32 protein-coding genes and 2 pseudogenes are annotated in these 24,145 nt (G+C 51.4%); 21 read left to right on the top strand and 13 right to left on the bottom strand.

Features of this window, described 5'->3' with window-relative positions; translation table 11 throughout:
• The first annotated feature begins 62 nt into the window (after window positions 1-62).
• Window positions 63-974, top strand: a complete 912-nt coding sequence (locus tag BRO54_RS09595; RefSeq protein WP_042379637.1) for an RluA family pseudouridine synthase — start codon at window positions 63-65, stop codon at window positions 972-974.
• Here BRO54_RS09595 and prpE read toward each other — a convergent pair.
• Together prpE and BRO54_RS09585 are read right to left on the bottom strand one after the other, a co-directional pair.
• Window positions 971-1,708 carry a bis(5'-nucleosyl)-tetraphosphatase PrpE gene (gene prpE / locus BRO54_RS09590; protein ID WP_074043788.1) on the bottom strand — a complete coding sequence of 246 codons (738 nt, stop codon included), beginning with the start codon at window positions 1,706-1,708 and terminating at the stop codon, window positions 971-973. The genes BRO54_RS09595 and prpE overlap by 4 nt on opposite strands.
• Window positions 1,709-1,914: 206 nt before the next feature.
• Window positions 1,915-3,090, bottom strand: a complete 1,176-nt coding sequence (locus BRO54_RS09585; RefSeq protein ID WP_011230334.1) for an FtsW/RodA/SpoVE family cell cycle protein — start codon at window positions 3,088-3,090, stop codon at window positions 1,915-1,917.
• Between the two features lie 198 nt (window positions 3,091-3,288).
• Between BRO54_RS09585 and fabI the strand changes: the two genes are divergently transcribed.
• From fabI to BRO54_RS09565, 6 genes and pseudogenes are all read left to right on the top strand, one after another.
• Window positions 3,289-4,065 carry an enoyl-ACP reductase FabI gene (fabI, locus tag BRO54_RS09580; protein ID WP_011230335.1) on the top strand — a complete coding sequence of 259 codons (777 nt, stop codon included), beginning with the start codon at window positions 3,289-3,291 and terminating at the stop codon, window positions 4,063-4,065.
• A 119-nt stretch (window positions 4,066-4,184) separates the two neighbouring features.
• Window positions 4,185-4,595 carry a CotO family spore coat protein gene (locus BRO54_RS09575; protein ID WP_011230336.1) on the top strand — a complete coding sequence of 137 codons (411 nt, stop codon included), beginning with the start codon at window positions 4,185-4,187 and terminating at the stop codon, window positions 4,593-4,595.
• Window positions 4,596-4,765: 170 nt separating this feature from the next.
• Window positions 4,766-4,913, top strand: a pseudogene (locus BRO54_RS09570) (zinc ribbon domain-containing protein); the annotation flags it as partial.
• 502 nt (window positions 4,914-5,415) lie between these two features.
• Complete coding sequence (locus BRO54_RS20055; protein WP_167367375.1) at window positions 5,416-5,559, top strand: hypothetical protein; 144 nt, start codon at window positions 5,416-5,418, stop codon at window positions 5,557-5,559.
• Between the two features lie 323 nt (window positions 5,560-5,882).
• Window positions 5,883-6,212: a hypothetical protein gene (locus BRO54_RS19475; RefSeq protein ID WP_137088705.1), complete on the top strand. Its 330-nt coding sequence runs from the start codon at window positions 5,883-5,885 to the stop codon at window positions 6,210-6,212.
• 104 nt (window positions 6,213-6,316) lie between these two features.
• Window positions 6,317-6,463: pseudogene (locus BRO54_RS09565) on the top strand (zinc ribbon domain-containing protein); the annotation flags it as partial.
• A 157-nt stretch (window positions 6,464-6,620) separates the two neighbouring features.
• Here the strand turns inward: BRO54_RS09565 and BRO54_RS09560 are convergent.
• From BRO54_RS09560 to BRO54_RS09540, 5 genes are all read right to left on the bottom strand, one after another.
• Complete coding sequence (locus tag BRO54_RS09560) at window positions 6,621-8,192, bottom strand: glycosyltransferase family 4 protein (protein WP_074043786.1); 1,572 nt, start codon at window positions 8,190-8,192, stop codon at window positions 6,621-6,623.
• Window positions 8,193-8,194: 2 nt separating this feature from the next.
• Window positions 8,195-9,289 carry a CotS family spore coat protein gene (locus BRO54_RS09555; protein ID WP_074043785.1) on the bottom strand — a complete coding sequence of 365 codons (1,095 nt, stop codon included), beginning with the start codon at window positions 9,287-9,289 and terminating at the stop codon, window positions 8,195-8,197.
• 255 nt (window positions 9,290-9,544) lie between these two features.
• Window positions 9,545-10,699: a glycosyltransferase family 4 protein gene (locus BRO54_RS09550; protein WP_074043784.1), complete on the bottom strand. Its 1,155-nt coding sequence runs from the start codon at window positions 10,697-10,699 to the stop codon at window positions 9,545-9,547.
• Window positions 10,696-11,652, bottom strand: a complete 957-nt coding sequence (locus BRO54_RS09545) for an NAD-dependent epimerase/dehydratase family protein (protein ID WP_074043783.1) — start codon at window positions 11,650-11,652, stop codon at window positions 10,696-10,698. Before BRO54_RS09545 ends, BRO54_RS09550 begins: the two co-directional genes overlap by 4 nt.
• The gene (locus BRO54_RS09540) at window positions 11,649-12,932 is read right to left on the bottom strand and encodes a UDP-glucose dehydrogenase family protein (RefSeq protein ID WP_074043782.1); all 1,284 of its coding nucleotides are present in this window, start codon (window positions 12,930-12,932) and stop codon (window positions 11,649-11,651) included. The genes BRO54_RS09545 and BRO54_RS09540 overlap by 4 nt, the downstream gene beginning before the upstream one ends.
• A 143-nt stretch (window positions 12,933-13,075) precedes the next feature.
• Between BRO54_RS09540 and BRO54_RS09535 the strand changes: the two genes are divergently transcribed.
• The gene (locus BRO54_RS09535; protein WP_074043781.1) at window positions 13,076-13,261 is read left to right on the top strand and encodes a hypothetical protein; all 186 of its coding nucleotides are present in this window, start codon (window positions 13,076-13,078) and stop codon (window positions 13,259-13,261) included.
• A gap of 14 nt (window positions 13,262-13,275) precedes the next feature.
• On the opposite strand, the gene BRO54_RS09530 is transcribed toward BRO54_RS09535, so the two are convergent.
• The 3 genes from BRO54_RS09530 to BRO54_RS09520 form a co-directional block, all read right to left on the bottom strand.
• Window positions 13,276-14,361: a glycosyltransferase gene (locus BRO54_RS09530; protein ID WP_239691240.1), complete on the bottom strand. Its 1,086-nt coding sequence runs from the start codon at window positions 14,359-14,361 to the stop codon at window positions 13,276-13,278.
• 3 nt (window positions 14,362-14,364) lie between these two features.
• Entirely contained in the window at window positions 14,365-15,360 is a 996-nt protein-coding gene (locus tag BRO54_RS09525) for an aminoglycoside phosphotransferase family protein (RefSeq protein ID WP_074043780.1), read from the bottom strand.
• A 160-nt stretch (window positions 15,361-15,520) separates the two neighbouring features.
• Complete coding sequence (locus tag BRO54_RS09520) at window positions 15,521-15,823, bottom strand: hypothetical protein (protein WP_042379658.1); 303 nt, start codon at window positions 15,821-15,823, stop codon at window positions 15,521-15,523.
• Window positions 15,824-16,002: 179 nt separating this feature from the next.
• Between BRO54_RS09520 and BRO54_RS09515 the strand changes: the two genes are divergently transcribed.
• Both BRO54_RS09515 and BRO54_RS19830 read left to right on the top strand, forming a co-directional pair.
• Window positions 16,003-16,353 (top strand): DUF1360 domain-containing protein, encoded by a 351-nt coding sequence (locus BRO54_RS09515; protein ID WP_042379660.1) that lies wholly within the window; start codon window positions 16,003-16,005, stop codon window positions 16,351-16,353.
• A gap of 187 nt (window positions 16,354-16,540) precedes the next feature.
• Window positions 16,541-16,678, top strand: a complete 138-nt coding sequence (locus tag BRO54_RS19830; RefSeq protein WP_156100166.1) for a hypothetical protein — start codon at window positions 16,541-16,543, stop codon at window positions 16,676-16,678.
• Here BRO54_RS19830 and BRO54_RS09510 read toward each other — a convergent pair.
• Window positions 16,662-17,426, bottom strand: coding sequence for a hypothetical protein (locus tag BRO54_RS09510; RefSeq protein ID WP_042379662.1), 765 nt, complete (start codon window positions 17,424-17,426; stop codon window positions 16,662-16,664). The two genes, BRO54_RS19830 and BRO54_RS09510, sit on opposite strands and share 17 nt — an antisense overlap.
• Before the next feature lie 101 nt (window positions 17,427-17,527).
• Entirely contained in the window at window positions 17,528-18,247 is a 720-nt protein-coding gene (locus BRO54_RS09505; protein ID WP_042379664.1) for a BMQ_0737 family morphogenetic spore coat protein, read from the bottom strand.
• Between the two features lie 154 nt (window positions 18,248-18,401).
• Here BRO54_RS09505 and BRO54_RS09500 point away from each other — a divergent pair, with 154 nt between their 5' ends.
• The 11 genes from BRO54_RS09500 (at window position 18,402) to BRO54_RS20050 (ending at window position 23,669) form a co-directional block, all read left to right on the top strand.
• Window positions 18,402-18,740 (top strand): spore coat protein regulator YlbO, encoded by a 339-nt coding sequence (locus BRO54_RS09500; RefSeq protein WP_042379665.1) that lies wholly within the window; start codon window positions 18,402-18,404, stop codon window positions 18,738-18,740.
• Between the two features lie 380 nt (window positions 18,741-19,120).
• Window positions 19,121-19,351 carry a hypothetical protein gene (locus tag BRO54_RS09495; RefSeq protein ID WP_074043779.1) on the top strand — a complete coding sequence of 77 codons (231 nt, stop codon included), beginning with the start codon at window positions 19,121-19,123 and terminating at the stop codon, window positions 19,349-19,351.
• Window positions 19,352-19,378: 27 nt separating this feature from the next.
• Window positions 19,379-19,582 carry a hypothetical protein gene (locus BRO54_RS09490; protein ID WP_013523190.1) on the top strand — a complete coding sequence of 68 codons (204 nt, stop codon included), beginning with the start codon at window positions 19,379-19,381 and terminating at the stop codon, window positions 19,580-19,582.
• Window positions 19,583-19,740: 158 nt separating this feature from the next.
• Window positions 19,741-19,947 (top strand): DUF1657 domain-containing protein, encoded by a 207-nt coding sequence (locus tag BRO54_RS09485; RefSeq protein ID WP_011230352.1) that lies wholly within the window; start codon window positions 19,741-19,743, stop codon window positions 19,945-19,947.
• Between the two features lie 97 nt (window positions 19,948-20,044).
• Window positions 20,045-20,521, top strand: a complete 477-nt coding sequence (locus BRO54_RS09480; protein ID WP_011230353.1) for a YhcN/YlaJ family sporulation lipoprotein — start codon at window positions 20,045-20,047, stop codon at window positions 20,519-20,521.
• An 11-nt stretch (window positions 20,522-20,532) separates the two neighbouring features.
• A complete protein-coding gene (spoVAC, locus tag BRO54_RS09475; protein WP_011230354.1) occupies window positions 20,533-21,012 on the top strand; it encodes a stage V sporulation protein AC in 480 nt (159 codons plus the stop codon).
• The gene (gene spoVAD / locus BRO54_RS09470) at window positions 21,012-22,028 is read left to right on the top strand and encodes a stage V sporulation protein AD (protein WP_042379684.1); all 1,017 of its coding nucleotides are present in this window, start codon (window positions 21,012-21,014) and stop codon (window positions 22,026-22,028) included. Before spoVAC ends, spoVAD begins: the two co-directional genes overlap by 1 nt.
• 1 nt (window position 22,029) lies before the next feature.
• A complete protein-coding gene (spoVAE, locus tag BRO54_RS09465; RefSeq protein WP_013146042.1) occupies window positions 22,030-22,386 on the top strand; it encodes a stage V sporulation protein AE in 357 nt (118 codons plus the stop codon).
• 12 nt (window positions 22,387-22,398) lie between these two features.
• Complete coding sequence (locus tag BRO54_RS09460; RefSeq protein WP_011230357.1) at window positions 22,399-22,605, top strand: DUF1657 domain-containing protein; 207 nt, start codon at window positions 22,399-22,401, stop codon at window positions 22,603-22,605.
• A 12-nt stretch (window positions 22,606-22,617) separates the two neighbouring features.
• Window positions 22,618-23,478 carry a DUF421 domain-containing protein gene (locus BRO54_RS09455; protein WP_013523193.1) on the top strand — a complete coding sequence of 287 codons (861 nt, stop codon included), beginning with the start codon at window positions 22,618-22,620 and terminating at the stop codon, window positions 23,476-23,478.
• Window positions 23,479-23,498: 20 nt separating this feature from the next.
• Window positions 23,499-23,669, top strand: coding sequence for a hypothetical protein (locus BRO54_RS20050; protein WP_011230359.1), 171 nt, complete (start codon window positions 23,499-23,501; stop codon window positions 23,667-23,669).
• A gap of 139 nt (window positions 23,670-23,808) precedes the next feature.
• Here BRO54_RS20050 and BRO54_RS09450 read toward each other — a convergent pair whose 3' ends face one another.
• Entirely contained in the window at window positions 23,809-24,129 is a 321-nt protein-coding gene (locus BRO54_RS09450; protein ID WP_011230360.1) for a thioredoxin family protein, read from the bottom strand.
• Window positions 24,130-24,145: the final 16 nt, after the last annotated feature.

The raw sequence follows: 24,145 nt of genomic DNA, 5'->3' as shown, positions 1-24,145 counted from the left end.
GAAAGGCGGATGGACACGATGACCAAAAGACGGAGATTTTTTAGTCAGAAAGGTGACGAACATTGCCGCCGTTTACCATGACCTTTTCCATTGATGAACAGCACGACGGAAAGCTGCTGCGCCAGTTTTTGCAAGAGAACGGCATTTCGCGGACGGCGCTTACCGATATTAAATTCCATGGCGGGGCGCTGTTGGTTGACGGGCAGCCCGTCACCGTCCGCCATATGCTGCGCGCCGGCGAGACACTGTCGGTTGTCTTTCCGCCGGAGCGGACAAGCGATTGGATGGACGCCGAACCGATGCCGCTTGACATTCTGTATGAAGACGATTACGTCCTTGTTGTCAACAAACCAGCGGGATTGGCGACGATTCCGTCGCGCCACCATCCGGGCGGGACGCTCGCCAATGGCTTGCTTCACCATTATCGAAAGCAGCAGCTCGACTCGACCGTCCATATCGTCACTCGGCTTGACCGCGACACGTCCGGGCTCGTGCTCGTCGCCAAGCACCGCCATGTTCATCATTTGTTGTCGGCATTGCAACAAAAAGGGCACGTTGTGCGCACGTATGAGGCCATTTGCCATGGCGTCATCGTCGAGGATGAAGGGACGATTGACGCCCCCATCGGCCGCCAAAGCGACAGCATCATTGCCCGCGAAGTGCGGGAAGACGGGAAGCCGGCTGTCACTCATTTTCGTGTACTGGAGCGGCTTTATGGCTATACATACGTTTCGCTCCGGCTGGAGACGGGGCGCACGCACCAAATCCGCGTCCATTTGGCTTATCTCGGCCACCCGCTCGCCGGCGATGAACTGTACGGCGGAAGCCGGGAGATGATCGGCCGCCAGGCGCTTCATAGCCGGCAGCTGTCGTTTTTTCACCCGTTTGCCGGGCGCTGGTATACATTTTCCGCCCCGCTTCCTGACGATATGGAGCTCCTCATCGAGGCAGCGCGCAGACGGTGCGCTGATTAGGAGAACGTGCGGAATTTTTCTGGAACGAACGGCATTGAGGAAGGAACGGAGACCGTTTCCATTTCCGGATAGCGCAAGGCGGTCAGCGTGCCGCCGAATACGCAGCCGGTGTCGATGTTGACCGTCCGCCCGACAAACCGCGGTTTTTCGACCGGCGTGTGGCCATATACGACCCATGCGCTGCCGTGATACCGTTTCGCCCAGTCGCGGCGCACCGGCGTCCCGTCCGGGTTCGTTTCGCCGGTGATGTCCCCATACAGGACGAACGTCTTGACTTTTTTGTCCGTCCGCCCGATATAGTCGTGACGGATGCCGGCGTGGGCGATGACAAGGCGCCCCTCATCGAGCACCGCATACAGCGGCGCCTGTTCATACAGGCGGATGAACTTGCGGCGGATCATCTCCTGTTCGCTTGGAGGCAAGGAGCGGTACTCGGCGACGGTCGTCTCAAGCCCGTGGGCGATTTGCACGTTTCGTCCTAAAAAAAAGCGGTACAGCTTATTGCAATGGTTGCCTGGCACGTAGTAAGCCAAATTTCGCTCAACAAGGGCGCAGACGATCTCGATCATGTTCAGCGATTCAGGACCGCGGTCGGTCAAATCGCCGACGAAGCCGAGCTTTCGTCCGTCGGGATGAATCGGCACCCCTTCGTCCCAATGGTAGCCGAGTGTTTCCGTCAATGCGGCGAATTCACGGAAGCAGCCATGAATGTCGCCGATGATGTCCACTTGCATCGAATGTGCTCCTTTCTCGCCATAGTGGTTGTACTACCAGTATGTCCGTTCAGTCAGGAAAAGAAAAGATGCGGCGGTTTTGCCCGTCTCATCGCGGCTTTTGCGGGGGCAACGCCCAAACGGCGGAGCCCGCGGCCAGGAAACAAAGAAGTGGAGTTGAGCTTGATGGCGACAAAAAACGCCGCCTGCGGACACAGCAAGCGGCTTTATTCATCGCTTGCGAACATAAACTTCCGCGTTCGCGAATGAACGTTTAAGACGAGGCCGATCGCCAGCATATAAGTCGCCAGCGAGCTTCCTCCATAGCTGATGAACGGAAGCGGCAACCCCGTGATCGGCAAAAGTCCAATCGTCATGCCAATGTTTTGGAACACTTGGAACGTAATCATGCCCGCGACGCCGGCGCATAAATAGCTGCCATATAAATCGTTGCTCTCCAAGGCAATATGGATCATGCGATAAATGAGCAGGAAAAAGAGAGACACGACGATGCTTGAGCCGACAAATCCGAACTGTTCTGAGATGACGCCAAACACAAAGTCTGTGTGCGCCTCCGGCAAATAGACTTGTAAGTTGCCCAATCCTTTCCCATACAGTTCCCCTGACCCAATGGCCATAAGCGAACGGATGAGCTGGAAGCCTTGTTCGTTGGAATATTCATATGGAGCCAGCCAGCCGTAAAACCGGTTCAACTGGTAATCTTCTTTAATAATGTACTTATGGAAGAAATCAGGAAAATAAAAGAAAATGAACACAACGACTGCCACCATTGTTACACCGGAAAGGACAATGCCGAAAATGATGCGCCAGCGGATGCCGGAAACGAGCACCAAGGTGGCGGTGATGGCCATAAACACCATCGACATGCCCATGTCCGGCTGCTTGGCGAGCAAAATGAGCGGCGGCAAGACGGTCAAAGCGATTTTGCCAAGCAATTTAAAATCATCGCTGATCGTCGGTTCGGGATATTTTTCCCGATGGTTGACGATGATGCGACTTAGGACGATGATCATAAAAATTTTCATCAGCTCGGATGGTTGAAAGTTGCCTCCAGGTAGATGGTACCAGCTCGTCGCCCCCTTAATGGTTACTGATCCTGGGACGTTCAATTCCAGCCCAAGCAACAGCAACATCCCGAATCCATACAAATACCAAGCGATTTGAAACAGCCGATCATAGTCAATGATCATCGTCAAGGCGATCACGACAGCGCCGATGGCGTACCATTGCAGCTGTTTCGAAGCGAAGTTGACGTTTTGCAGTTTCTCCGGCAGCATCGGTTCTGCGCTATGGATGGCGATGGCGCTGACGACCGCCATCAAGAATAAAAGGAACAGCATATGGTAATCCAGCTTCGATTTGGAAAAACGATCATGATCCATGGAACGATCCTCTCCATTCAAATGTGCCATATACCATATTAGCGAATCGCGCCGGTTTTGCAAAGTGGGAAAAACCGCCGCCAGCATGAAGGAATCGGAAGGCAAAAGGGAAGCGTGCATTTACATCGGCCGCCGCATCGCCTATAATAGAATTAACACCTGGTGCTAAGAATAAATGATAATTGGGAGGATGAACGAATGGTCTTATCGTTGGAAGGACGTACATATGTCGTGATGGGGGTGGCGAACAAACGAAGCATCGCCTGGGGCATTGCTCGTTCGCTTCACGCTGCCGGCGCTCGGTTGGTGTTTACGTATGCCGGAGAGCGGTTTGAAAAAGAGGTGCGGGCGCTTGTGGATACGCTTGGGGACGAACGTTCGCTTCTGCTGCCATGCGATGTGGCAAAAGATGAAGACATCGTTCAATGTTTCGCGCAAATCAAAGAACAAGTCGGCGTCATCCACGGCGTCGCTCATTGCATCGCCTACGCCAATAAAGAAGACTTGAGCGGGGAATATATGAACGTCAGCCGCGAAGGCTTTTTGCTCGCCCACAATATCAGCGCATATTCGCTCACCGCGGTTGCGCGCGAGGCGAAAGAGCTGATGACGGAAGGCGGCAGCATCGTCACCCTCACGTACTTAGGCGGCGAGCGCGTCGTGCAAAACTACAACATTATGGGTGTGGCGAAAGCGTCGCTTGATGCGAGCGTGAAATATTTGGCGAACGATTTAGGCAAATACGGCATCCGCGTCAATGCCATTTCCGCTGGACCGATTCGCACACTGTCGGCCAAAGGGGTGAGCGATTTCAACTCGATTTTAAAGCAAATCGAAGAACGCGCTCCGCTCCGCCGGACGACGACCCAAGAAGAAGTCGGCGATGCGGCGCTGTTTTTGTTCAGCGACTTGTCGCGCGGCATCACCGGGGAAATTATTCACGTCGACTCGGGATACCACATTTTAGGATATTAAAAACGTGCGAGCAGCCGTTCCTGTTGATGGAGCGGCTGTTTTTTGCTTGACTTGGGCAATTATTGAGATCACGGGCATACATATATAAGGTAAGGCAAGCATGGAAAAGGGGGATCGACGTGCGGAAACAAAACGTTGTGGAGACGGAGCCGTTGCTTTACATTGTGCAGCCAAAAGCGATGCGGGCGGCGGCGCATATGCAAGAAACGTTTATGTGGACTAGCCGAACGCAACAGGAAGAGGAAGGAAATTCCAACGATGAACGAGGCGGCGAGGAGGAACCGACTGAATTTTTTGCCAAAAAAGAATTCCAAGCGATGGCGCTCGACGAGCGGCTGGCCTTTTTGGCGGAGCTGCCCGGCCATTTGCCGCCGCTGAAATGCCAATTTGTCATGAAGGATAAGAGCTATGAAGGCATATTAAAGAAGTGCACGGCGACCGAGTTGACGATCGCCGATGAACAGGGAAACGAAACGGTCATCGGGCGCGCGCAGCTTCTCGCGGTGACGATGATCGGGTTTGTGCAGTAACGCATTTCCTTGCGTTGAAACGCATCTTTGCCTGAATGCGTTGCGGCGCCGGGAAAGGGATGGTTATGGTTTGTTTCCCTCATTTGCTGTGGGATTGTATTCTCATTTTTATCATCTCGAACCGAGAAGACCCCCACTTCCACGCGTGAGCGTAAGTGGGGGATGAATGGTGCTCATGCTGCGGGCGCCGGCAGGCCGACGTGAAATTCACTGCATGTCCGCGAATGGGTGTGTCCGCACTGCGGGGCAGTACACGACCGGGACGAGAACGCCGCCCGGAATATCTTGAATGAGGGGCTTCGTTTGCTGTCTTCGTAAGGCAGCCAAACCGTGGGACGCACGGGGATGGCTTGGTGAATCATCTGCCGTAGGGCAGGTGTTCCCAAGAATCTCCCGCCTCTAAGCGTAGGTGGGGGAGCGTTCAAAAAGACTGCGGTTCATTATATGTAAAACATAAACGTAAGCGTATGGAACAGCGTTTAGATTATGTTCAGTTGGATTTAGAATTAATCTGACTTCTCTTTTTTATTTTTCTGTATCAAAACCAAGATTACTTAAAAAATTAAGATAATCTTGGATAAGTTCCTAGGATACATCTTATGCAAACCAGAAAATTAAACAGATTAACATTTGATGTATCAATACATACTCCCCTATATTACTTTTATAGAAATTTTTACGGGGGACTCACCTCATTTTGTGGGGATTATGATATAATTATATACAACTTATCATCATAAATCACCTGATTTATGGGGATAATTGGTATCACCAAAATTGTTTTTTGGATGGTGAAAAATAAAGAAAAAAGTGTAAAGATATGACCCCAACAACAGAGACTAAAAGGTCAAATCCTCAATCATTAATTGCAACTGGAAAAATCAAGGTATTTAAAGCAGATGATGAAGGTCGGGTTCTTTTGGATGAAAATGATCCAGATGACTTGGAATGGCTTGAAGAATAAATTTCCATTTATGTTTAATTTATAAATTTTTTGCTTAATATTACATATGCTATTACTACCCTTTTCAGGTGGTGATGGCATATGAAACGAAAGGAGAATCGGCGATTGAAAGCTCCTGTTAGGAGAAGAAAAGGATTTCAACAATCCAGATCCTTTCGCTCTAGACGATTTCGACAAGTTCGATATGCACAAATGAATGCTGCTTTAAGTTCGCAAATCAATTTTGATCGACTACCTCCTGGTGATATACTCGATGTTAATTCCAACGGTGTTGTTATTGTTGATCCGAATAATCCTGTTCATCGACGGTGGTTGGAAGACTGATGGTGCCAGGAGGAATATACGATATTTATTTTCAATTTCAAGAAGGGCAGGGCGGTGCTTATCGTCCTGTTCTTATTTTGGGTTTCAGAGGCAGTCGTGTACTTGCTATTGGATTGAAGATTACAAGATCAAAGAAATCTAAACGTTTTCCTCATCGTATAGAAATTATTCATTGGAGATATGCTGGTTTACGATCACCTTCTTGTGTTCAATATGATTGGTATAATGAAATACCTACTACTACTAGATTTCGAAAATTTTATGGCATGATGCACCCATATGATTTTCAGCGTGTTCTTTCTGCATTTAGAAGTTACCACGGTATTTAATCTACATATGAAAATAAATCGAGGATAATGTCTGGGTTTATTTTATCATCTTGAACCGAGAAGACCCCCACTTCCACGCGTGAGCGTAAGTGGGGGATGAATGGTGCTCATGCTGCGGGCGCCGGCAGGCCGACGTGAAATCACTGCATGTCCGCGAATGGGTGTGTCCGCACTGCGGGGCAGTACACGACCGGGACGAGAACGCCGCCCGGAATATCTTGAATGAGGGGCTTCGTTTGCTGTCTTCGTAAGGCAGCCAAACCGTGGGACGCACGGGGATGGCTTGGTGAATCATCTGCCGTAGGGCAGGTGTTCCCAAGAATCTCCCGCCTCTAAGCGTAAGCGTAGATGGGGGAGCGTTCAATTTGGATGTCCGTCATTTTCTTTGTTGGCGATTTTCGATTCGTGTTAGTGTGAGCTTGCAATCGTAAAATGTTTTGTGTCATGTTTCGCTTGAGCTTGGTTGCGGTTCAAATGCGTTTTAGGCGACGCGTCCAGCGTTTGTTGGTTGCCGCTTGTAATTGTAAAAGGTTTTATGTGGCGGCCGGTTTGGGGCTGTTTAGGAGCTGGGGCGCTTTTCACGGGTTCTGTTCGCTCTGCCGCAGCTTCTTTTTGTTTAGCTGTTTGTTGATTGTCTTCCATTGATATGGCACGCTCTTTTTTGGCTTTTCCCTTTTTCGTTTTGTCGGATGACGCTGCCGCGTTCTTTTTCGAGTGGACTTTTTCTTTTGCATCCGCTTTAGGGGTTGGCCGGTTCAGTTGTTCTGTTGCATCTTCTTTCAGCGGTTCTATTGTCATGCCGGCTGCTTGTTCTTCACTCACTACAGCTTGTTCTATTTTCTCCGCCTGCTCCCAAACTTCCAATAACTCGGAAGCGACTCGCTCCCAATGATACATCGAACCAGCAAGCTGCCGGCCTTTTTCTCCCATTCTTCTCATCAATGATTGATCCGATAATATTTGGGCAATCTTGTCGGCAAAATCACTTGGGTCCTCCGGATTTTCTACGATAAGGCCGTTTTCATTGGCGAAAATGACTTCCGGATTGCCGCCTCTCGCGGTCGTTACGATCGGAAGGCCTGCTGCCATGGCCTCGTAGTGGACGCGCGCCAACGGTTCCTGCCATTGCGAGGTGCATACAAACAAATCAGCCGCCGCAAACCAATTTTGGATTTCATTCGGTGGGACAAAGCCTGTCGTGACAACGGGGACAGGCATTCGTTTCGCCAGTGCTCTTACATATGCGACATAATCAGTAATGTCATTTTCACTAAACCAGTTGCTCCCGACAATCACCAGGGCTAAGTTTTTAAATTTTTTTGCCAGCTCCGGCAATGCTAGAATGAGTTTATCGACCCCTTTATTGCGCGACAGCCTTCCGGCGAACAAAATGACCGTTTTGTTTTCCAACCCATGTGCCCGCCGAATGTCGTTGCGTATTTTCTGCATTTTTGGATGATTTCCCGGCAAAAATCGTTCGCTGTCTACTCCAGAATAAATCGTGTGCAATTTTGGCGATGCCTGCGGATATAGACTGCGGATGACATTGCCAATATAATCGCTCACTGTTACGATGTAGGCCACTTCTGCGATGGCCGCCGTTGCTTCTTCTGGATCGATTTTTTCCGGTTGAAACATATCATTGTGCATACTTAACGTCATTTTGGCGTCGGGCGCTGCCTGCCGGATGGGCAGAACAAGGCGGGGGCGGTTAAAGATATGGATGAGATCGAACTTGTTCGCTTCCACATAACGAACAACGTTTTCCCGGTATATTTCAAATATTTTTCCCGGTACGCGCACGTAGTGAACGCCATGGATCGTTTCTTGCTCGGGAAGCGACGAATCGCTGATGCCTAAAACGGTAATATCATGGAATTGGCTTACATGTGGAAGAATGCCGGAAATATACGTTTGAATGGCCCCGCCTAATAAAGGGGGAACGGGGAGTTTTTCTGTACAAACCATCAAAATCCTCATATTTATCCCACTCCTTTCCAGTCATTTTCGATTTCTGCCAATACAGGCCACTTTGACTGGTCGGTTTCGACAATCGTTTGAATTAACTGTGCTGTTTGTTCATTGAGAAAGATTTCCGGTTCATAGACGACTTCTTTCATATTTTTATAAAATTCGTTTGGCATGGCCAAGTCAATCATCAAAAGCTCGTATAATTCAGGTGTGATTGGATTTGCTTCGTGGTACGCTAGAATCATTTCCCGCACCCATGTTGCATCCCATTTGTATAAATCCGCCATTGTGCCGCTAATGAGTTTTCGTAAATCACGAATCGGAAGGTCAAAGGCAACTCCGTCGAGATCAATAATCCACATTCCGTCCGCGCCCATTTGGCCGTTGGACCAACCGTAGTCTTGGTGAACCAACCCCCAATGAGCCGTTCCTTGCTTGACGAATTCAACATAGCTGGATTGCAGGAATCGTTCCATGCCTTTTCGCGCCTGTTCTTCAAATCGGTCAACTACCTCTAATAACGGTGGGCTTGCCGGCATTTCAGGGTAGTATTTGGCAATGTTCCGAAACCAGCCCATTTTCGTAATCATTTTTTCATAGTTTTTTGGCCATTTGTGCAGCCGCGAAGCCATTTCCGCCTGTTTTGGGGGGACATACCCTTTGCTTAGCCGATGGAATTCACCAAGGGCATAACAAAGCTTTCTTGCTCCTTCCAAATCCTTTGTAACTGGCGTCAACGGTTCAATCCATTCCGCCACAAACCATAGTTTTCCTCCTGCCTCGACATAACTTTTTCCATCCTTTGTTTTTACAATTGGCGGCACTCTTGCCTTGCGCACTTCCACTAAATATTCTTGTGCTCCTAGGCTGAATAGGCTCCTTGTCGGCCTCCGGTGCAGCAGCTTCAAACTTTTCGGGCCTGATTTCGTTTCGAGCTTCCAAATCGCTCCTCCCTTGTCCGGTTTTGTCGTAACGATTTGCATGTTTTGAACGGATAAATCGTAGTTTTTCAGCACTTCCTCTGCCAGCTGGATCATATACTCAGGGATAAAAAATTCATGGGTCGTTTCATCGACGAGCCATGGTTCAATAACGATGTCTTTCATGCTATCCCTCCTGTCAGGTATTTGGGAATGGACGAAGCGAAATATGTGTGATTGCTACTAGGATATGTATGGAGAACGAAATTGGACTGGGTAAGCTCATTAAATAGAGGATATTTCCCGAAGCCTCTGCAGTTTGACGAACTGGGGGGCGGCGAAAGTGTGACGAGTGGGGATAGATGCACAAGGAGCGGCATGGTTGATTTCATCGGAGAAAGAGAAAAAGGCTGTCCCGAAAACATTTCTCTTAGACAGCCCTTATTGGTTTGGGGAAAGGGAGGAACATGCTTCGATATAAACCGTTTCAAACCGCTTGGCCACATGGTGGAATTGAAATTGCTGTTCAACGAGCGTTCTTGCCTTTTTCGCCATGGTTTCCGCTTCATGTTTGTTCACAAGCATGTAATCAATCGCTTCAAAAAAAGCGTGCGGGTTTTGGTAGTCATCGATGACAAAGCCGGTTTCGCCGTGGCGGACGATTTCGGCATTGCCGCCGCGGTTGGTTGTCACGACCGGAATGCCGGCGGCCATCGCTTCGTAATGAACGCGGGCGAGCGGCTCGTGCCATTGCGAGCTGCATACAAACACATCGGCCATTAAGAGCAGTTTGGGGATATGACTGTGCGGAACGTAATTCGTAAACAGAACGCGATCGGCCATCGGCGCCGCGAGTTCATGAAGCCAGTCGATGTATTCGCTTCGTCCGGTGTCGCCGAACCATTTTCCGCCGACGATGACAAGCGCTGCCTCGGGATGGCGGACCAAAAGGGATGGCAAGCATTGAATCAGCAAATGCGGTCCTTTTGTTTTGCTGAGCCGGCCGAGAAACAGCACAACTTTTTTATCGGTGAGTCCGTACGCTTGGCGCTCTGCCTGGCGGATGCGCTTGCCTTCTTCCGTCCAGACGGGGATGTATTGGGCAAGATCGACCCCGGAATAAACGACTTTTACTTTCTGAGGATCGATTGGGTAACGGTTTGTCACCGTCCGTTTGATGTATTCACTGACGGCGGTCAGCAAGGTGCAGGCGTCTAGCGCCCGCTTCGCCTGCTCTGCTGTGATTTTCAGCGGCGAAAACATATCGTTATGGAGACTCAGCACAAAGGCGCTTTGCGGGGCCGATGTACGGTAATCCAAAAGCGGAATGGGACGGTTGAAGACGTGGACGACATCAAATTTGTACGCAGCCAGCGCACGTGCCACATCCGTTTCATATGTCGGCTTCGGAAAACGGATGTAGCGGATGTCTCCGTCTGTCTCTTCAGGCGGCAAAAGCGGATCAGCGATTGAAAAAATCGTCAGTTCGTGGCGTCGGGCGATCAACGGAGCAATCCCATCGATCATCATTTGAATGGCCCCGCCCCGCACTGCCGGGGCGGGCAGCTTTTCCGTGCAGATATAGGCGATTTTCATGAATGCTCACCCTCATACAGCGAACGGATGTATTCGATCTCTTTTTGTAGGCCGCCCTCAAGCGTTACAACCGGCTTGTACCCGAGCAGCCGCTCCGCTTTTGTCAAGTCGGCCCACGTTTGTTTCGGCTCTCCGCGGGCGGCGGGGGTATACTGAATGATCGCTTGTTTTCCCGTCAGCGTTTCCAGCAGACGGATCACCTCATTGACCGATGCTCGTTCTTTTCCGCCGATATTGATCGTTTCTCCAATGACGCCATCCCGCTCGAGCGCGGCGATCGTTCCATCAACGCAGTCAGAAATATAGGTGAAATCGCGCGATTGTGTTCCGTCGCCGAACACGGTGAGCGGTTGTCCAGCGAGCAGCTGGCGGATGAAGAGGTGAAACGACATGTCCGGGCGCTGGCGCGGGCCATAGACGGTGAAATAGCGCAAAATGACGATCGGTACGGCGAACTCGCGAAAATAGACGCGGCATAAATGTTCGCCGGTGAGCTTCGTAATGCCATATGGGGAGAGCGGGGCCGGTTCAAGCGTTTCCGACAACGGGCCGCTCCGCTCGCCGTAGACGGATGAGGTCGAAGCGTAGATGAACCGTTTGAGCGGCCGGTCTTTGCATGCCTCAAGCAACCGCTGGGTAGCGGAAATGTTGTGTGCAGCATAGGCGGCAAACTCCGTCCCCCAGCTCGTTCGCACGCCGGGCATGCCGGCTAAGTGGTAGACCGCTTCGACGTTTTGCAGCAAGGACGGCAAATCGGCTGTCAACAAATCCAGCTCAAGAAAGGTAAACCGTGGATGAGACTGCAAATGGGCAATGTTCTTCGCTTTTAGCGGCGCCGGCGTCGGTCCGAGAAAGCCGTCGACGCCAATCACATGATGCTCGTCGTTTTTGAGCAGTTTTTCGCATAAATGGGAGCCGATAAATCCGGCCGCACCGGTGACGAGAATGTTCACGGGCGCCCCACCCCCATGTAGCGCAAACCGCTTTGTTCGACTGCATGGCGATCCAAACAGTTTCGACCGTCAAACACGAACGTCCCATTCATCGCCGCTTTCACTTGCCCCCAGTCAAGCGTGCGGAATTCGTCCCAATCGGTGGCGATGACCAAGCCATCCGCCCCTTGGATCGCTTCGTGCACCGACTGGACTTGTGTGACGCGGGCGAGCGGCTCCGAGAGCGTTGCCTTCGGGTCGTAGGCGGCAACCGTACAGCCGTTTTCACTCAATCGGCGGATGAGCGCTTCAGCGGGGGAAAAACGCGTATCGTCTGTATTCGGCTTGAAGGAGATGCCAAGCACGGCGATCTTTTTGTCCGTCAATGGGGCAAGTTGCTCATTGAGTTTTTGGAAGCAAACGTCAAGCTGGGTGGCGTTGACGGTCTGCACTGCCTTCAGCAAATGCGGCTCCACTTGGCGCGAGCGCGCCGCATGTTCGAGCGCTTTGACGTCCTTTGGAAAACAGGAGCCACCATAGCCGAGGCCGGCCCGCAAAAAGTGTGGGCCGATGCGCGGGTCGAGGCCGATCCCGCGGGCGATGTCATTGACATCGACGGCAAACGCGTCACAGATGCGCGCCATTTCGTTAATAAAGGAAATTTTGGTCGCCAAAAACGCGTTGGCGGCGTATTTGATCAGTTCCGCGCCGGTCAGGCTCGTTGTGAGGTAAGGGGCATTGATGCCGGCATACACCGCCTGCATGACGGCAAGCGATTGGTCATCATCCGGTTCGAGTCCGACGACGATTTTGTCTGGGTGAAACATATCGTAGACAGCCGACCCTTCCCGCAAAAACTCTGGGTTGGATACGATGCGGAACAACTGCGGTTTCACTCCTTTGCGGATGAGCTCGGCACGCATCCATTCATTCGTCCCCGGAGGGACAGTGCTTTTCGTGACGATCGTTTTGTACGATTTGATCGTCGTTGCCAAGCGGTCGAGCACCGCTTCAATATAGCGTAAGTCGGTGCCGCCGTCGGGCCGCGGCGGGGTGCCGACACAAATGACAACGACGGCCGCCCGTTTGATATCATCCCAGCGGCCGCTGAACGTCAAATAATTATCATTTTTGGCAATCAATTCTTCGAGCCCTGGCTCATAAAACGGAACTTCCCCGTTATTGAGCAGGCGGATTTTCCGTTCATCATGATCGATGCAATGCACTTCATGCCCAAGTTCAGCAAGGACGGCAGCGGTGGTTAGTCCGACGTAGCCAGCGCCAATGATGCAGATGTTCATGCTAATAGGCCTCCTTCGTGAAATCTCCGGCTTTTATAGCGTATTAATGGACAAGCTTCGTTTGCTACATGGCAAGCGCCTAAAACGCTGGAAATGGTGCGGCCTATTTTCGTCGGACAACCTTCCCCGTCATTCCGAAGCGAATGCGATATGACAAAGGGGAAGCAAAGGTCAAAAAAGCGATCATCCCCGCGGCTGGATATGGGACAAGAAGCTTGCTGGCAGCAGGAGAGGGATGCCAAGGGAAGCTCATTGCCGGAACGCGGTTTGACATCGGTACGGCTGACGGGTACATGGCGCTTCTTTCCGCTGTTTGGAAAGGAAAATAAAAACCAGGTGCAAATCACCTGTTTTTTTTTGTCAGCCAATCATACAACCGTTCTTGCTCTTTAATTTGCTTGGCGACATCAAACTGCTGTTCGATCACTTTGCGCGCCCGCTTGGTAAACGCCGGGATTTGCTCCGGATGTTCCAAAAAAAACCGGATGCCGTTCGCCAGCTCGTGATCGTCTTTTTCCGGCGCGAGATATCCGGTGCGTTTGTGTTCGATCAACTCGGGGATGCCGGCGTGATTCGTTGAGACGACCGGCAGCCCGCTTGCCATCGCCTCTTTCAACACGTTGGGGATGCCTTCGATGTCTCCATCAGAAGCGGTCTCGCTCGCGAGGCAAAATAGATGAGCATGCTCCATTTCGCGAGCGATCGAAGCGGCGTCCATGGCGCCAAGCATATTGACAAACGGGTCGAGCCCCAACTCCTTGACAAGTCGGCGGATGTTTTCTTCCTCTTTGCCGCTGCCGATAATGCGGAGGCGGCAGCGCGGATGTTTTGCATGCACGTGCCTAAAGGCGCGCACGAGCGTTAAAAAGCCTTTTTTCTCGACGAGCCGGCCGATCGAGAGAATGATGATGTCTCCGTTCTCAGGAATCGTCCGCTCTCGGTACGGAAATAAATCGAGCTCGATGCCGCCATAGAGGACATGAATTTTTTTCGGCGGAAAGCCTAGTGTGATCAGTTCATTGGCGAGGTAGCGGCAGACAGGAAGAAAGAGCGCCCCGTGCTGTTTGAGCAGGCTGTACCGTTTTTGATTGCGCCGCAAGCTTTGATGTTTCGCCGATCCATCGCGGCCACGGATGCTGACGACAAGCGGAATGCGATGGGCGATGCAAAGCGGGAGAATTTCGACGGCATGCTTTCCATGGTGAGCATGAATGGCGACAATATTTTGTTCTTTGGCGAAGCGGCCGAAATTATCGATGTCGTTGAGGTGATAATAGTTGATGAGAGGAAACGGATGGCTGCCGTCATCGGCGAATGACCCGATCATGATCGGGCGGTATTTTTTTAAATGAACCATTTGGTTGTAAATAAAGCGTTGGTTAATTTTCATTTTTTCGTGGATAAAGTGGGCGATCGTTTTTCTTATCATTTCTTATCCCTCGCTTTTGAAGAAATCAGACAAAAAAGCGAACTTTTTCTTTTCTTGTTCGGCGAGGCGGGTGAGCAAGTTCAAGGACGATGGGCTGTTTACCGCCCGCTTTTGCTTTTCTTGGCCGACCGTTTCGCTGTAAAACACGTGCGGAAACATGGCATCAGCCAAATAGACACTTTTGTATGGAGCATACAAGGGACAAATGGAGAAATAAAGGTCAAATAGCAGCCCCGTTCGTTTTACCGCATCGTTTTTCGGGTTTTTCGTCAAAGAAATAAGCAAAAAGCGAAAATCATCAAGCGGGAGGCCATAGTAGGCGCGGTCAAAGTCAATCATCATGACTTCGTTGTTTTTCATCAATAACAGATTGTTGCTGTTGTAATCCCCGTGGCAAATGGCCTTTCGTTCTTTTGCTGCGCGGCAAAAATCAGCTAGGTTGCTTTTTTCAAGCAATGCATAACTTTGATTGGCGAGCCGGGCCATCTGTTCCATTATATGAGAAAGAGCGTCACCATGATCAATGGCCTTTGCCTGCTCCTCTAACTGTGCTGCTTTTTGCCGATGCGCACTCAGCACGTCTTTCGGCTCCGGAAACGATGAAGGGCAGGGGCCGATCCAATCGGCAAACAGACTGTGAGCATGAAAGCGGGCGAGCCCTTCGATCCGTTGTTGGAAAGAGGGCTTCGTTCCGCTTGGGACGATGTAGTCCATCAAATAGTAGTAATGGCCTTTTCGGTGGATGTAATATTGGTTTGTTTTCGTTTGGAAGATTTTTGGGACATGAAATCCTTCTTGGTACAGCTTTGAATGAAGCAAAATCGGAAAATTCGTTTTGTCTTCGCTCAGCCGTTTCAGCACGTACCGTTCCCTCGTTTTCTTGTTTCGCACAAGCCATACTTTTTCGTTTTTCAGTTCCTTCATGATATCGACTTCAGTTCCAGTCAGGTCGTAACTGCTTAAAATGTCAAACAACAAGCGAGATCGTTTCGAAGCCAAGATCAGTTCCTCCTAGCATCCATTGTCGATTAGTAAAAGTGTATGTAATAGAAGAAGAGAATATATAGACAAGCGCACTAGTCAATGAGAAAACGGCGCCGCCAAAAAATAAGCGCCGGCCGCGCTGGTTGGCGTCAGCCGGCTGTGCCTTGTTTCCTGGTTATTCTTCCTCGTCATCCGGATCGACGGATGAAGCCGGCCGCATAGAAACAGGGAGATCGATTGCGGTGATCGTGGCTGCATCGATCGTAAGGGAGCGCCCCTCATCTTTATAAAAGCGGTCAACCAACAGTGAGACGTTGTTCGTCCGCGGCTCGAAGCCGAGAAAGAGCGCATTGTAATGCGTCTCGTTGGCGGTGTGCACGTTGATTTCAACGTTGGGCGGAAGTGCAGTCAGCTGTTCGTAAAGAGCGTGTGGAAGGCGGGGGCGGGTTGGGCGCCGGTCGAAAAATACATGGTACATCGCGTCGCCTCCTTTCTTGTCCCTTGTGTTAAAAACCTATACTCCATCATATGATTGGCGTAGGAGAGCGTTTGGGTAAACGTCCGCGCCAAAGAGAATTCGCTGGCTGCCAAGTTGGAACGACAAGAGGCAATCGGTTTTTTTTTGGCGGTCATGACCGACGGAAAGGGGAGGGGAGCATGGACGATCCGTTTTCATTTGTCCTTCTTTGTTTAGCCATCTTTCGCCTGACACGGCTCATCGTATATGACACGATCACCGCCTGGGTTCGCCGTCCATTTCACGAATGGACGGAGCAGGAACTTCCGGACGGAAGCAAACAAGTATTTCTTTCTTTCAAGGGCAACGGGCTGCGTCGCTGGTTTGGCGAACTGCTGAGCTGCTACTGGTGCACGGGGATCTGGTGTGCGGCGTTTTGTTACATTGGCCTGACTCTTTGGCCGAACGTTTTTGAGCCGCTCATCGTGCTTCTAGCTATTGCCGGCGGGGCGGCGATCATTGAGACGATCGTCAGCAAATGGCTGACGTAAGGAGAAAGGCGGCTATTGCAGTCATGACACAGCCGATGAGGGATGCCGGCGGGCGTCGTTTTGGTCAAAAAAATGGACAGCGAACCGCTCTTGCTGATTGGGCAACGTTCGCTGAAGGAATGGCCGTAGGTGTGGATGGAAGCCGTCGTCAGCCGGTGATGCAAAAACAGCCGCGAAGCTTGTCGGGATGCTGTTGACGGAAGGAAACGCCCAACCGCTATTGTCTGAAATCACGGAGGCCGGCCCAAACCGGCCGGCCAAAACAGCAGGTGCGCCGCTGGGCGGCATGAAGGCGGAAAACGAGCGGGTCACCATTGAATGGTGATATGGTTGGCGGCAGGAACGCCCTTTGGAAGTTCCGCGCAATACACGAACCCATCAACCGTCAATGAGCGGGTGCTGCTGGACGGGCGAACAGTGATTTCAAACTGGGAAAAGCGCCGCTCCCCGCCTGGTTCGAGCGGGGCGTCATAAAGCGGGGCAAGCCAGTATTCCCCGCTTTGCCGCACTTTTTCGCGCCAGTTTTCTTGGGTGAACGTCCAGCTTTCCGCGCTATTGGAGATCAGCGCTTCCTGCTCGGCCTGCACGCTGTTTGGCAAAATGATTTTCCCGCTGAGCACCGCTGTTTTTGGAGGCGAAAGGCGGAGGCAGATAATCAGATGGTGAAGCGGCGCCGTTCCGTGATTGCGAATGATGAAATCGCCGATGATGGTCAGCTCTTCCTCGTCAAGATGCGTCGGAACGATGACAGAATAGTGAAACAGCGCCAACACTGAGGCAGTTTGCTTAAGATCGGACGTTGGCGCCCGCTTTGAGACATTGTGCTCTGCTTCTTCCAAAGCGATTTCACATAAGAGAAGCTGGCGTTCCAAGGCGGCGATTTTTTTCTTGTACGTTTCAACGTTGGTTGTTTCTGCTTCACGCAGCTTCTCTTTCAAATAGGCGCTGCGCATTTTTTCCTTGGCCAACTCGGCCTCCAGCTGTTGCACTTGTTGCCGGTATGAGGCCGCTTCTGACCGGTAGTGGATGATTTGTTGCTGCAGACGGAGATGTTGGTCGTTTTTGTTTTTCATACGGTTTCCACCCCTTCCATTCTCATCTTATGTATCCATTGCGGGCGCATGCCATATAAAAAAGGCTGTTGTTGGAACAACAGCCTGAACGGTGCAGGACGCTACATGGCCGGGAATACGTCCGGGCATTGCGGCGGGAACTTGGTTGTCGGGCAAAGCACGGCTTCGGCCAATTCTTCGCGCGGTTGGCAGAAACGAGCTTCGACTTCGATTTTGACGTCAGCTTCCACTTGGACTTCAAGGCATAAGGTGATGGAAACATCAAGCTGAGCAAAGTTGTCTGTGCAGACTAAGCTCGTGTCGCATTCGAAGAACGAAATATGGCAGTTGAGCTGCGTGCCTTCCGGGGCGCACAAGATGAACGTTTGTGCTGTAGCGAACGGAATTGGCTTCGATTGGCAAATGACCGTGCCGGTTGGGCTGACAATTTGCACGACGACATGCCCTTTGACGAGCGCTTTGACCTTTTGCAGCGTCACCGTTTCCCCAGAAGGAAGGGTGACGTTTACGGACTGCCGGCCGTTTGGCTGCGTAATTTCCTGGCAAATCAATGCGTCCTGGTCAACGACCGAGTCGATCGGGTTTCCATCGGCGTCCGTCAGGAAGCAGCGGATCGTCAAGTGTTGCGGGTTTGTATGTTGCGCTCCCAAAAAATCGCAAATCGTTCCTTCCCGCCGGCAGTGGTCCATCGGGAAAATCGCTTCCAAATCCTCGCCGCTGAAGCTTCGCAATGGTACATCGATTTGGCGCGTCACCCAGTCGTAAATTTTGCGCGTTCTGATGCATACTCTTTCTGTATCGCGACGGTGATGATGACCCATTTTCTTCGTTCCTCCTATCGTTCATTTGTTCCCCAACGCCTGGTGGTTTGGGACTACTGTATACTATGGAACGGCTTAGGTAAATGTGTTGGGACAGATGCGGATTTTTTGTTGGTGGGCGCAGACAACGATGAATCAAAGGGGGAGATGTCGAATGATGAAAGACAAACACGGGGCGATGAACGCAGAGAGAAGGGGGACGGGTGAACAGCGGCTCACTGAGCGAATTGCTGAACTTGAGCGCCGGCTGAAAGAGGTGGAAGCCGAAAACATTGTGTTAAAGGAACTAGCTTACCAAAGCGCCAAGCGCTACGAGCAGCTCAAACAGCTGGCGAAGGAAAATGACGAACTCCGCCGTCAGCTGCTGCAATCTCCATGGATCGAAGAAGCAGGCAAGGTGGATGAGGACGAACGGCCGGACAGCTGGTTTTTCCGCACACTGAGGCAAGAAAATGCCATCATGCCCCGCCCGGAGCGAAACAAAGAAAAATGAGAGGCACCCTTGGCTCACCAAGCCATACAATAGCAGTAGCCGCTCATTTTTCCTCTCGCCGTTAGACATTGTTTGTTTTTATGCCGTTTCGATTAGAGACGAATCGTACGGAAATGGACTTGAACATAAATTGGTTGATCGGCGAGGGCTACACTTTTTTCGGGATGGGGGGATGAGGAATGAAGAAGCCAACTCCGTCGAAACCGGTGACAAGGGTGCTCTCTTCGACAACGCAGCCTGTGCGGCGCCCAAGCGGCTGCGGCTGCGGTCGGCCAGCAGTCATCAAGAAATAACTGAAATCCGTGAGAGATGCCTATACTTCGCTTCGCCTCCTTGCATAGTCTAACAGTGCAACTAGGCGAAAGGAAGGGGGGAAGGGCATGTCGGATCGGAAAAAAGCGAAAGTCATTCATGTCGATAAATTGATCATTCATGCCGATGACATCGTCATTATGCCGCGCGGCCGCATCCGCGATCCATGGTTGTTCCCGCACCGCGATGATGTGGAAATGGAAGCTGCTGAAGATGTGCAGGACCGGGATAAGGAAGAACATGTTGAAGGAGGTCATGATCGAAACGAAGGAGAACGGAGACCGTTCTCGTGGATCTAGCCATAAAGCAAATGGGGGACGCAAACGGTGGAGCGTTTTAAAAATTACGGGCTTTGGCTGGCAATCGGATCGTTTGCCGTGATTGCGCTTGAGACATTCGGCGTCGACATTGATCTTGGCAAATATGAACAACTGTACCATGCCTTCTTAAGCATTTTGGTGATGGCCGGTATTTTAAACAACCCGTCGCTCGGCCGCGGTTATTCCGATAAAGTTGATAACAAGTCGTAAACCGTATGGGCGCCTGCAGAAGGCGCCCTTTTCGTGCCCGGAAAGGCGGGAAAGGCGGGAGAACGTTTTGCAGAAAATGACAATTATAATTTGGCGGCGAAAAACCATTCTAAACATTGTCACCACCAATCTTACACCATATAAGGAGGACATGAATCATGACGGTTGCAACACAAGTGAAACAAACATTGGCGGGGTTAAAATCGGCTCAAGCGAGCTTCGAAACGTTTGCTTTGCAAACCGAAAACCAAGCCGCGAAACAGCTTTACCAACAAGCTGCCCAACAAACGCAGGCGGTCATTGATTTGGTGAACTCGCGCATGCAAGAAATTCAAAACGAAGAGCCACAATATAAACAACAATAACCTTCGCAGAAGCGAATGGGATGGTTTAGGCGGAAAGGTTGGCACAGCACGCCAACCTTTCCCGACTTGGCGGAAATACATAAAAACGAATGGGTTGATGAAGATGAAAAAATGGTGGTTGGCGGCCGTCGTTGCGATGATCGCGGTCGGCGGCTGCGCCAAAGAAGAAACGGAACAAAAGCAATCGCTGCAAGGGGCAAACCTGCTGAGAACCCAAACGTCCGGGACGGCGAAACATGCGGAGCTGAACCAAGGTCCGGCCGAGCGGGCGGCCAGCTATTTGCGCGGGCGCGACGATGTTCGGGACGTGGTGGCGGTCAACAGCGGGGATCGGTTGCTCATTGCTTATCAAATTCCCCATATGAAGCGGTGGAGTCGAAAACAAATTGAGAAAGACATTGACCAAAAACTGCGCGACCTGTTTCCTGGCTATGACGTTGTTTCCTCGAGCGATTTGAAAATTTTTTGGAAGACGAAGGAATTAAAAGCTAACATGGACAATCGACGCTGGGATGAACGAAAAGTCAATCGGGAAATCAGGCGCATTGAAAAGCTAAGCAAAGAGCAGACATAAGAGGTGTTATTATGGCGAATGAAAAACGGAAAAAGCTGACCCCGGTTCAGCAGGAATATCATTTATTCGAAAAAGAGCGGGAAACGAAGCGCCCTATCGTTCGCAACTGTGTTTGCGCGTTTCTCGTTGGCGGAATCATTTGCGTGATTGGACAGGCGATCTCTTATTTTTACATGTATTTTTTTGACTTTACCGAGCAAACGGCAGGCAATCCGACGGTGGCGACGATGGTCTTTTTGTCGATGATTTTAACTGGGCTTGGCGTTTATGACCGGATCGCCCAATTCGCTGGGGCGGGAAGCGCCGTGCCGGTGACAGGGTTTGGCAACGCCGTCATCTCGGCGGCGATTGAGCACCGGACGGAAGGATTTGTGTTAGGCGTCGGCTCGAACATGTTCAAGCTCGCCGGATCGGTCATCTTGTTCGGTACGTTTGCCGCCTTTGTTATCGCCCTTGTCAAAACGATTGCGACCCAGTGGGGGGGATTGTAATGCTCAAAGGGCACCGAACATGGGTGTTTGCCAACAAGCCGGCGATCATCGCAACAGCGGCGGTCGGCGGGCCTTTTGAGGCGAACGGCCGCCTCGCGGACGACTTTGATCTTCTTCACGAAGATTTATGGCTCGGAGAGGAGTCGTACGAGAAGGCGCACCGCGTGCTCATTGAAGAAGCAGCGTTTCAGGCGATGGAAAAAGCCGGCCTGGAGAAAGAAAAAGTGCAATTTTTCATTGCCGGCGACTTGATCAACCAAATGACCCCGACGAACTTTGCCGCCCGGACGCTCGGCATGCCGTATCTCGGTGTTTTTGGCGCCTGTTCCACCTCGATGGAAGGGCTGGCGCTAAGCGCTTTTATTACGAACTACGGCGGGGCAGACTATATATTAACCGGAGCCTCAAGCCACAATGCCGCCGTCGAAAAGCAGTTCCGCTACCCGACGGAATACGGCGGGCAAAAGCCGCCGACGGCGCAGTGGACAGTGACGGGAGCAGGCGTGGCGATCGTCAGCTCGAAAGGGGACGACGGGCCACGCGTGACTGCGGCGACGATCGGCCGCGTTGTAGATATGGGGCTTGCCGACCCGTTCAACATGGGTGGAGCGATGGCGCCAGCGGCGGTCGATACGATTGAGGCGCATTTGCGCGACATGCAAATCGATGCATCGTATTACGATTTGATCGTCACCGGCGATCTAGGGCGAATCGGCCGCCAAGTCTCCCTTGACTTGTTGCGTCAGCACGGCATTGACATCGATGAAGAGCGCTACCAAGATTGCGGGCTGCTCATTTACCGCGATGGGCAGCCGGTCTTGTCCGGCGCAAGTGGAGCGGCTTGTTCCGCCGTTGTCGTTTACGGGCATCTCATCAAACGGATGCGGCGCGGCGAGCTGAAGCGCATTTTGGCAGTCGCGACAGGAGCGCTATTGTCGCCGCTATCGTTCCAGCAAAACGAGACGATTCCATGCATCGCCCACGCGGTGGCGATCGAGTATGGAGGTGAGGCGTAGCGTGTTGGCTATGTTTTTTTGGGCGTTTGTCGTCGGCGGGCTGATTTGCGTGATCGGGCAAATTTTGATGGATGTGTTTAAACTGACACCTGCGCATACGTTGACGATTCTCGTCGTCGTCGGGGCGATTTTGGATGGATTCGGTTTGTATGAGCCACTCATTGATTTTGCCGGCGCCGGGGCGACGATTCCGATTACGAGCTTTGGAAACGCGCTCGTTCACGGCGCGATGCAAGAGGCGGAAAAACACGGCATTATCGGCGTATTGACCGGCATGTTTGAAGTGACGAGCGCCGGCATCTCCGCGGCGATCGTCTTTGGGTTTATCGGGGCGCTCTTGTTCCGCCCGAAAGGATAGGAGGGATCTTCCATGACCGTTGCTTCGCAGGTGAAACAAACGTTGGCGAGCTTAAAAGGCATTCACGCTGGGCTGCAACAGCTGGCGCTCACTTCCCAGGATGAAACGGCGCAGCGGACGTTTCATGAAGCGATGCTTGCGACAGAGGAGATCATCGCGGACATCAAAGACCGGATCGGCCGGCTCGAGTTCGAAGAGCCGCAATACCACGGAAAGTAAGGAGCATGATCGATGCCTATATGGTTAGAAACCGCCATTCGTTCGATTTGCATTTTAATCGGGTTATTTGTTATTACCCGCATTCTCGGCAAAAAGCAATTATCAAAATTGTCGTTTTTTGAATACATCGTCGGCATTACCGTCGGCGATATCGCTGGAACGATGTCGGTTGATTTAGGGATTTCGTTGCAAGAAGGCATCACCAGCATTTTGATTTGGTCGCTGTTTCCAGTGGCTGTCGCTCGTCTCTCGCTGCGCAACAAGAAATTTCGCGATTTTGTCGAGGGCAATTCCACGGTTTTTATTAAAAACGGCAAAATTTTAGAGGAAAACTTGAAACGGGAGAAATATACGGTTGACGAGCTGCTCGAACAGTTGCGCAAAAAAGATGTGTTCCGCGTCGCCGACGTCGAGTTTGCGGTGCTTGAGCCAAACGGCGACTTGAACGTGTTGCTGAAGCGGGAAAAGCAGCCGCTCACCGTCGGAGATGTGTTCCCAAACCCACCGCGGGAAAAAGAGCCGCAAACGGTCATTATGGACGGCATGATTTTGGATGAGCCACTCGCTACGATGGGGCTTGGCCGCGGCTGGCTGAAGGAACAGCTTGACAAACAAGGAGTGGCGATTGAAAATGTGTTTCTCGCCCAAGTCGATTCATACGGACAGCTGACGATCGATTTGTACGATGATAAGATCCAAATTGCCGAGCCGCAGGAGAAAAAGCTGCTCTTGGCCGCGATGAAAAAAGTGCAGGCTGATCTGGAGCTGTATGCGTTGCAGACGAATTCCGAAGAGGCGAAGGCGCTGTATGAACGAAACGCCGCAAAAATGGCAGAGCTTGTGCAAAAAGTCGAACCGCTCTTGCGAAACTGATGACACAGGAGGAAAAGACGATGGAAGACAAACGGATAAAAACGACGGATGAGGAAATTCAAGTCCAATTGAAACCAAACGACCGCTCCGAGCGGACGCGGACGACCGATGAGGAAATTTCGATTGAATTGATGTTTGACAGCCCGCAGCTGACGCGCCAGCCGAAAGACTACGACGAAATTGAATATTGACGGCTTCCGTTTCCACAATCGGCGATCCATAAGGAGCTGTCTGTTCATTCGCATGGCTGTCCGAGAAGGAAAGCTTCCTTCTCGGACAGCCTCTTTTTGTTGCCCTTCTTCTCTGGCGAGGCAAGGATGCCGCCCCGTCTTACTCCGGCAGGGACTGCAAAAAGGCGCGCACCTCTTCCGGCGTTTTGGCGTCAGCGCTGTGCAGATGAGCAATTTTTTTTCCGTTGCGGAAGACAAGCAGGCTCGGGATGCCAAGTACCTGGTATTTCTCGCCAAGTTCCGGAAACTGGTCACGGTCGATTTCAAACCAATCATATTGTCTATAGTCGCGAACGATGTCATCGATGAACATATTGAGGCGCACGCAGTCCGGACACCAAGTTGTGTAAAACTTGATGATCGTTGGTTTATCACCGGAAATGACCGCCTCGAATTGCTCCACTGTTTCAATGCGTTTCACATTCGTTTCCTCCCTT

The organism is Geobacillus proteiniphilus (genome assembly GCF_001908025.1).
Taxonomy (GTDB): domain Bacteria; phylum Bacillota; class Bacilli; order Bacillales; family Anoxybacillaceae; genus Geobacillus; species Geobacillus proteiniphilus.
The sequence above is the reverse complement of the archived record's forward strand: the minus strand, read 5'-3'. Positions and strand labels throughout refer to the sequence as shown.

What these genes read in the sequence shown, in the direction of transcription:
- prpE (WP_074043788.1), bottom strand. Translation starts at nt 1,708, where the DNA reads ATGCAAGTGGACATCATCGGCGACATTCATGGCTGCTTCCGTGAATTC.
- BRO54_RS09585 (WP_011230334.1), bottom strand. Translation starts at nt 3,090, where the DNA reads ATGGATCATGATCGTTTTTCCAAATCGAAGCTGGATTACCATATGCTG.
- fabI (WP_011230335.1), top strand. Translation starts at nt 3,289, where the DNA reads ATGGTCTTATCGTTGGAAGGACGTACATATGTCGTGATGGGGGTGGCG.
- BRO54_RS20055 (WP_167367375.1), top strand. Translation starts at nt 5,416, where the DNA reads ATGACCCCAACAACAGAGACTAAAAGGTCAAATCCTCAATCATTAATT.
- BRO54_RS19475 (WP_137088705.1), top strand. Translation starts at nt 5,883, where the DNA reads ATGGTGCCAGGAGGAATATACGATATTTATTTTCAATTTCAAGAAGGG.
- BRO54_RS09560 (WP_074043786.1), bottom strand. Translation starts at nt 8,192, where the DNA reads ATGAGGATTTTGATGGTTTGTACAGAAAAACTCCCCGTTCCCCCTTTA.
- BRO54_RS09555 (WP_074043785.1), bottom strand. Translation starts at nt 9,289, where the DNA reads ATGAAAGACATCGTTATTGAACCATGGCTCGTCGATGAAACGACCCAT.
- BRO54_RS09550 (WP_074043784.1), bottom strand. Translation starts at nt 10,699, where the DNA reads ATGAAAATCGCCTATATCTGCACGGAAAAGCTGCCCGCCCCGGCAGTG.
- BRO54_RS09540 (WP_074043782.1), bottom strand. Translation starts at nt 12,932, where the DNA reads ATGAACATCTGCATCATTGGCGCTGGCTACGTCGGACTAACCACCGCT.
- BRO54_RS09535 (WP_074043781.1), top strand. Translation starts at nt 13,076, where the DNA reads ATGCGATATGACAAAGGGGAAGCAAAGGTCAAAAAAGCGATCATCCCC.
- BRO54_RS09530 (WP_239691240.1), bottom strand. Translation starts at nt 14,361, where the DNA reads ATGATAAGAAAAACGATCGCCCACTTTATCCACGAAAAAATGAAAATT.
- BRO54_RS09520 (WP_042379658.1), bottom strand. Translation starts at nt 15,823, where the DNA reads ATGTACCATGTATTTTTCGACCGGCGCCCAACCCGCCCCCGCCTTCCA.
- BRO54_RS09515 (WP_042379660.1), top strand. Translation starts at nt 16,003, where the DNA reads ATGGACGATCCGTTTTCATTTGTCCTTCTTTGTTTAGCCATCTTTCGC.
- BRO54_RS19830 (WP_156100166.1), top strand. Translation starts at nt 16,541, where the DNA reads ATGCTGTTGACGGAAGGAAACGCCCAACCGCTATTGTCTGAAATCACG.
- BRO54_RS09510 (WP_042379662.1), bottom strand. Translation starts at nt 17,426, where the DNA reads ATGAAAAACAAAAACGACCAACATCTCCGTCTGCAGCAACAAATCATC.
- BRO54_RS09505 (WP_042379664.1), bottom strand. Translation starts at nt 18,247, where the DNA reads ATGGGTCATCATCACCGTCGCGATACAGAAAGAGTATGCATCAGAACG.
- BRO54_RS09500 (WP_042379665.1), top strand. Translation starts at nt 18,402, where the DNA reads ATGATGAAAGACAAACACGGGGCGATGAACGCAGAGAGAAGGGGGACG.
- BRO54_RS09495 (WP_074043779.1), top strand. Translation starts at nt 19,121, where the DNA reads ATGTCGGATCGGAAAAAAGCGAAAGTCATTCATGTCGATAAATTGATC.
- BRO54_RS09485 (WP_011230352.1), top strand. Translation starts at nt 19,741, where the DNA reads ATGACGGTTGCAACACAAGTGAAACAAACATTGGCGGGGTTAAAATCG.
- BRO54_RS09480 (WP_011230353.1), top strand. Translation starts at nt 20,045, where the DNA reads ATGAAGATGAAAAAATGGTGGTTGGCGGCCGTCGTTGCGATGATCGCG.
- spoVAC (WP_011230354.1), top strand. Translation starts at nt 20,533, where the DNA reads ATGGCGAATGAAAAACGGAAAAAGCTGACCCCGGTTCAGCAGGAATAT.
- spoVAD (WP_042379684.1), top strand. Translation starts at nt 21,012, where the DNA reads ATGCTCAAAGGGCACCGAACATGGGTGTTTGCCAACAAGCCGGCGATC.
- BRO54_RS09460 (WP_011230357.1), top strand. Translation starts at nt 22,399, where the DNA reads ATGACCGTTGCTTCGCAGGTGAAACAAACGTTGGCGAGCTTAAAAGGC.
- BRO54_RS09455 (WP_013523193.1), top strand. Translation starts at nt 22,618, where the DNA reads ATGCCTATATGGTTAGAAACCGCCATTCGTTCGATTTGCATTTTAATC.
- BRO54_RS20050 (WP_011230359.1), top strand. Translation starts at nt 23,499, where the DNA reads ATGGAAGACAAACGGATAAAAACGACGGATGAGGAAATTCAAGTCCAA.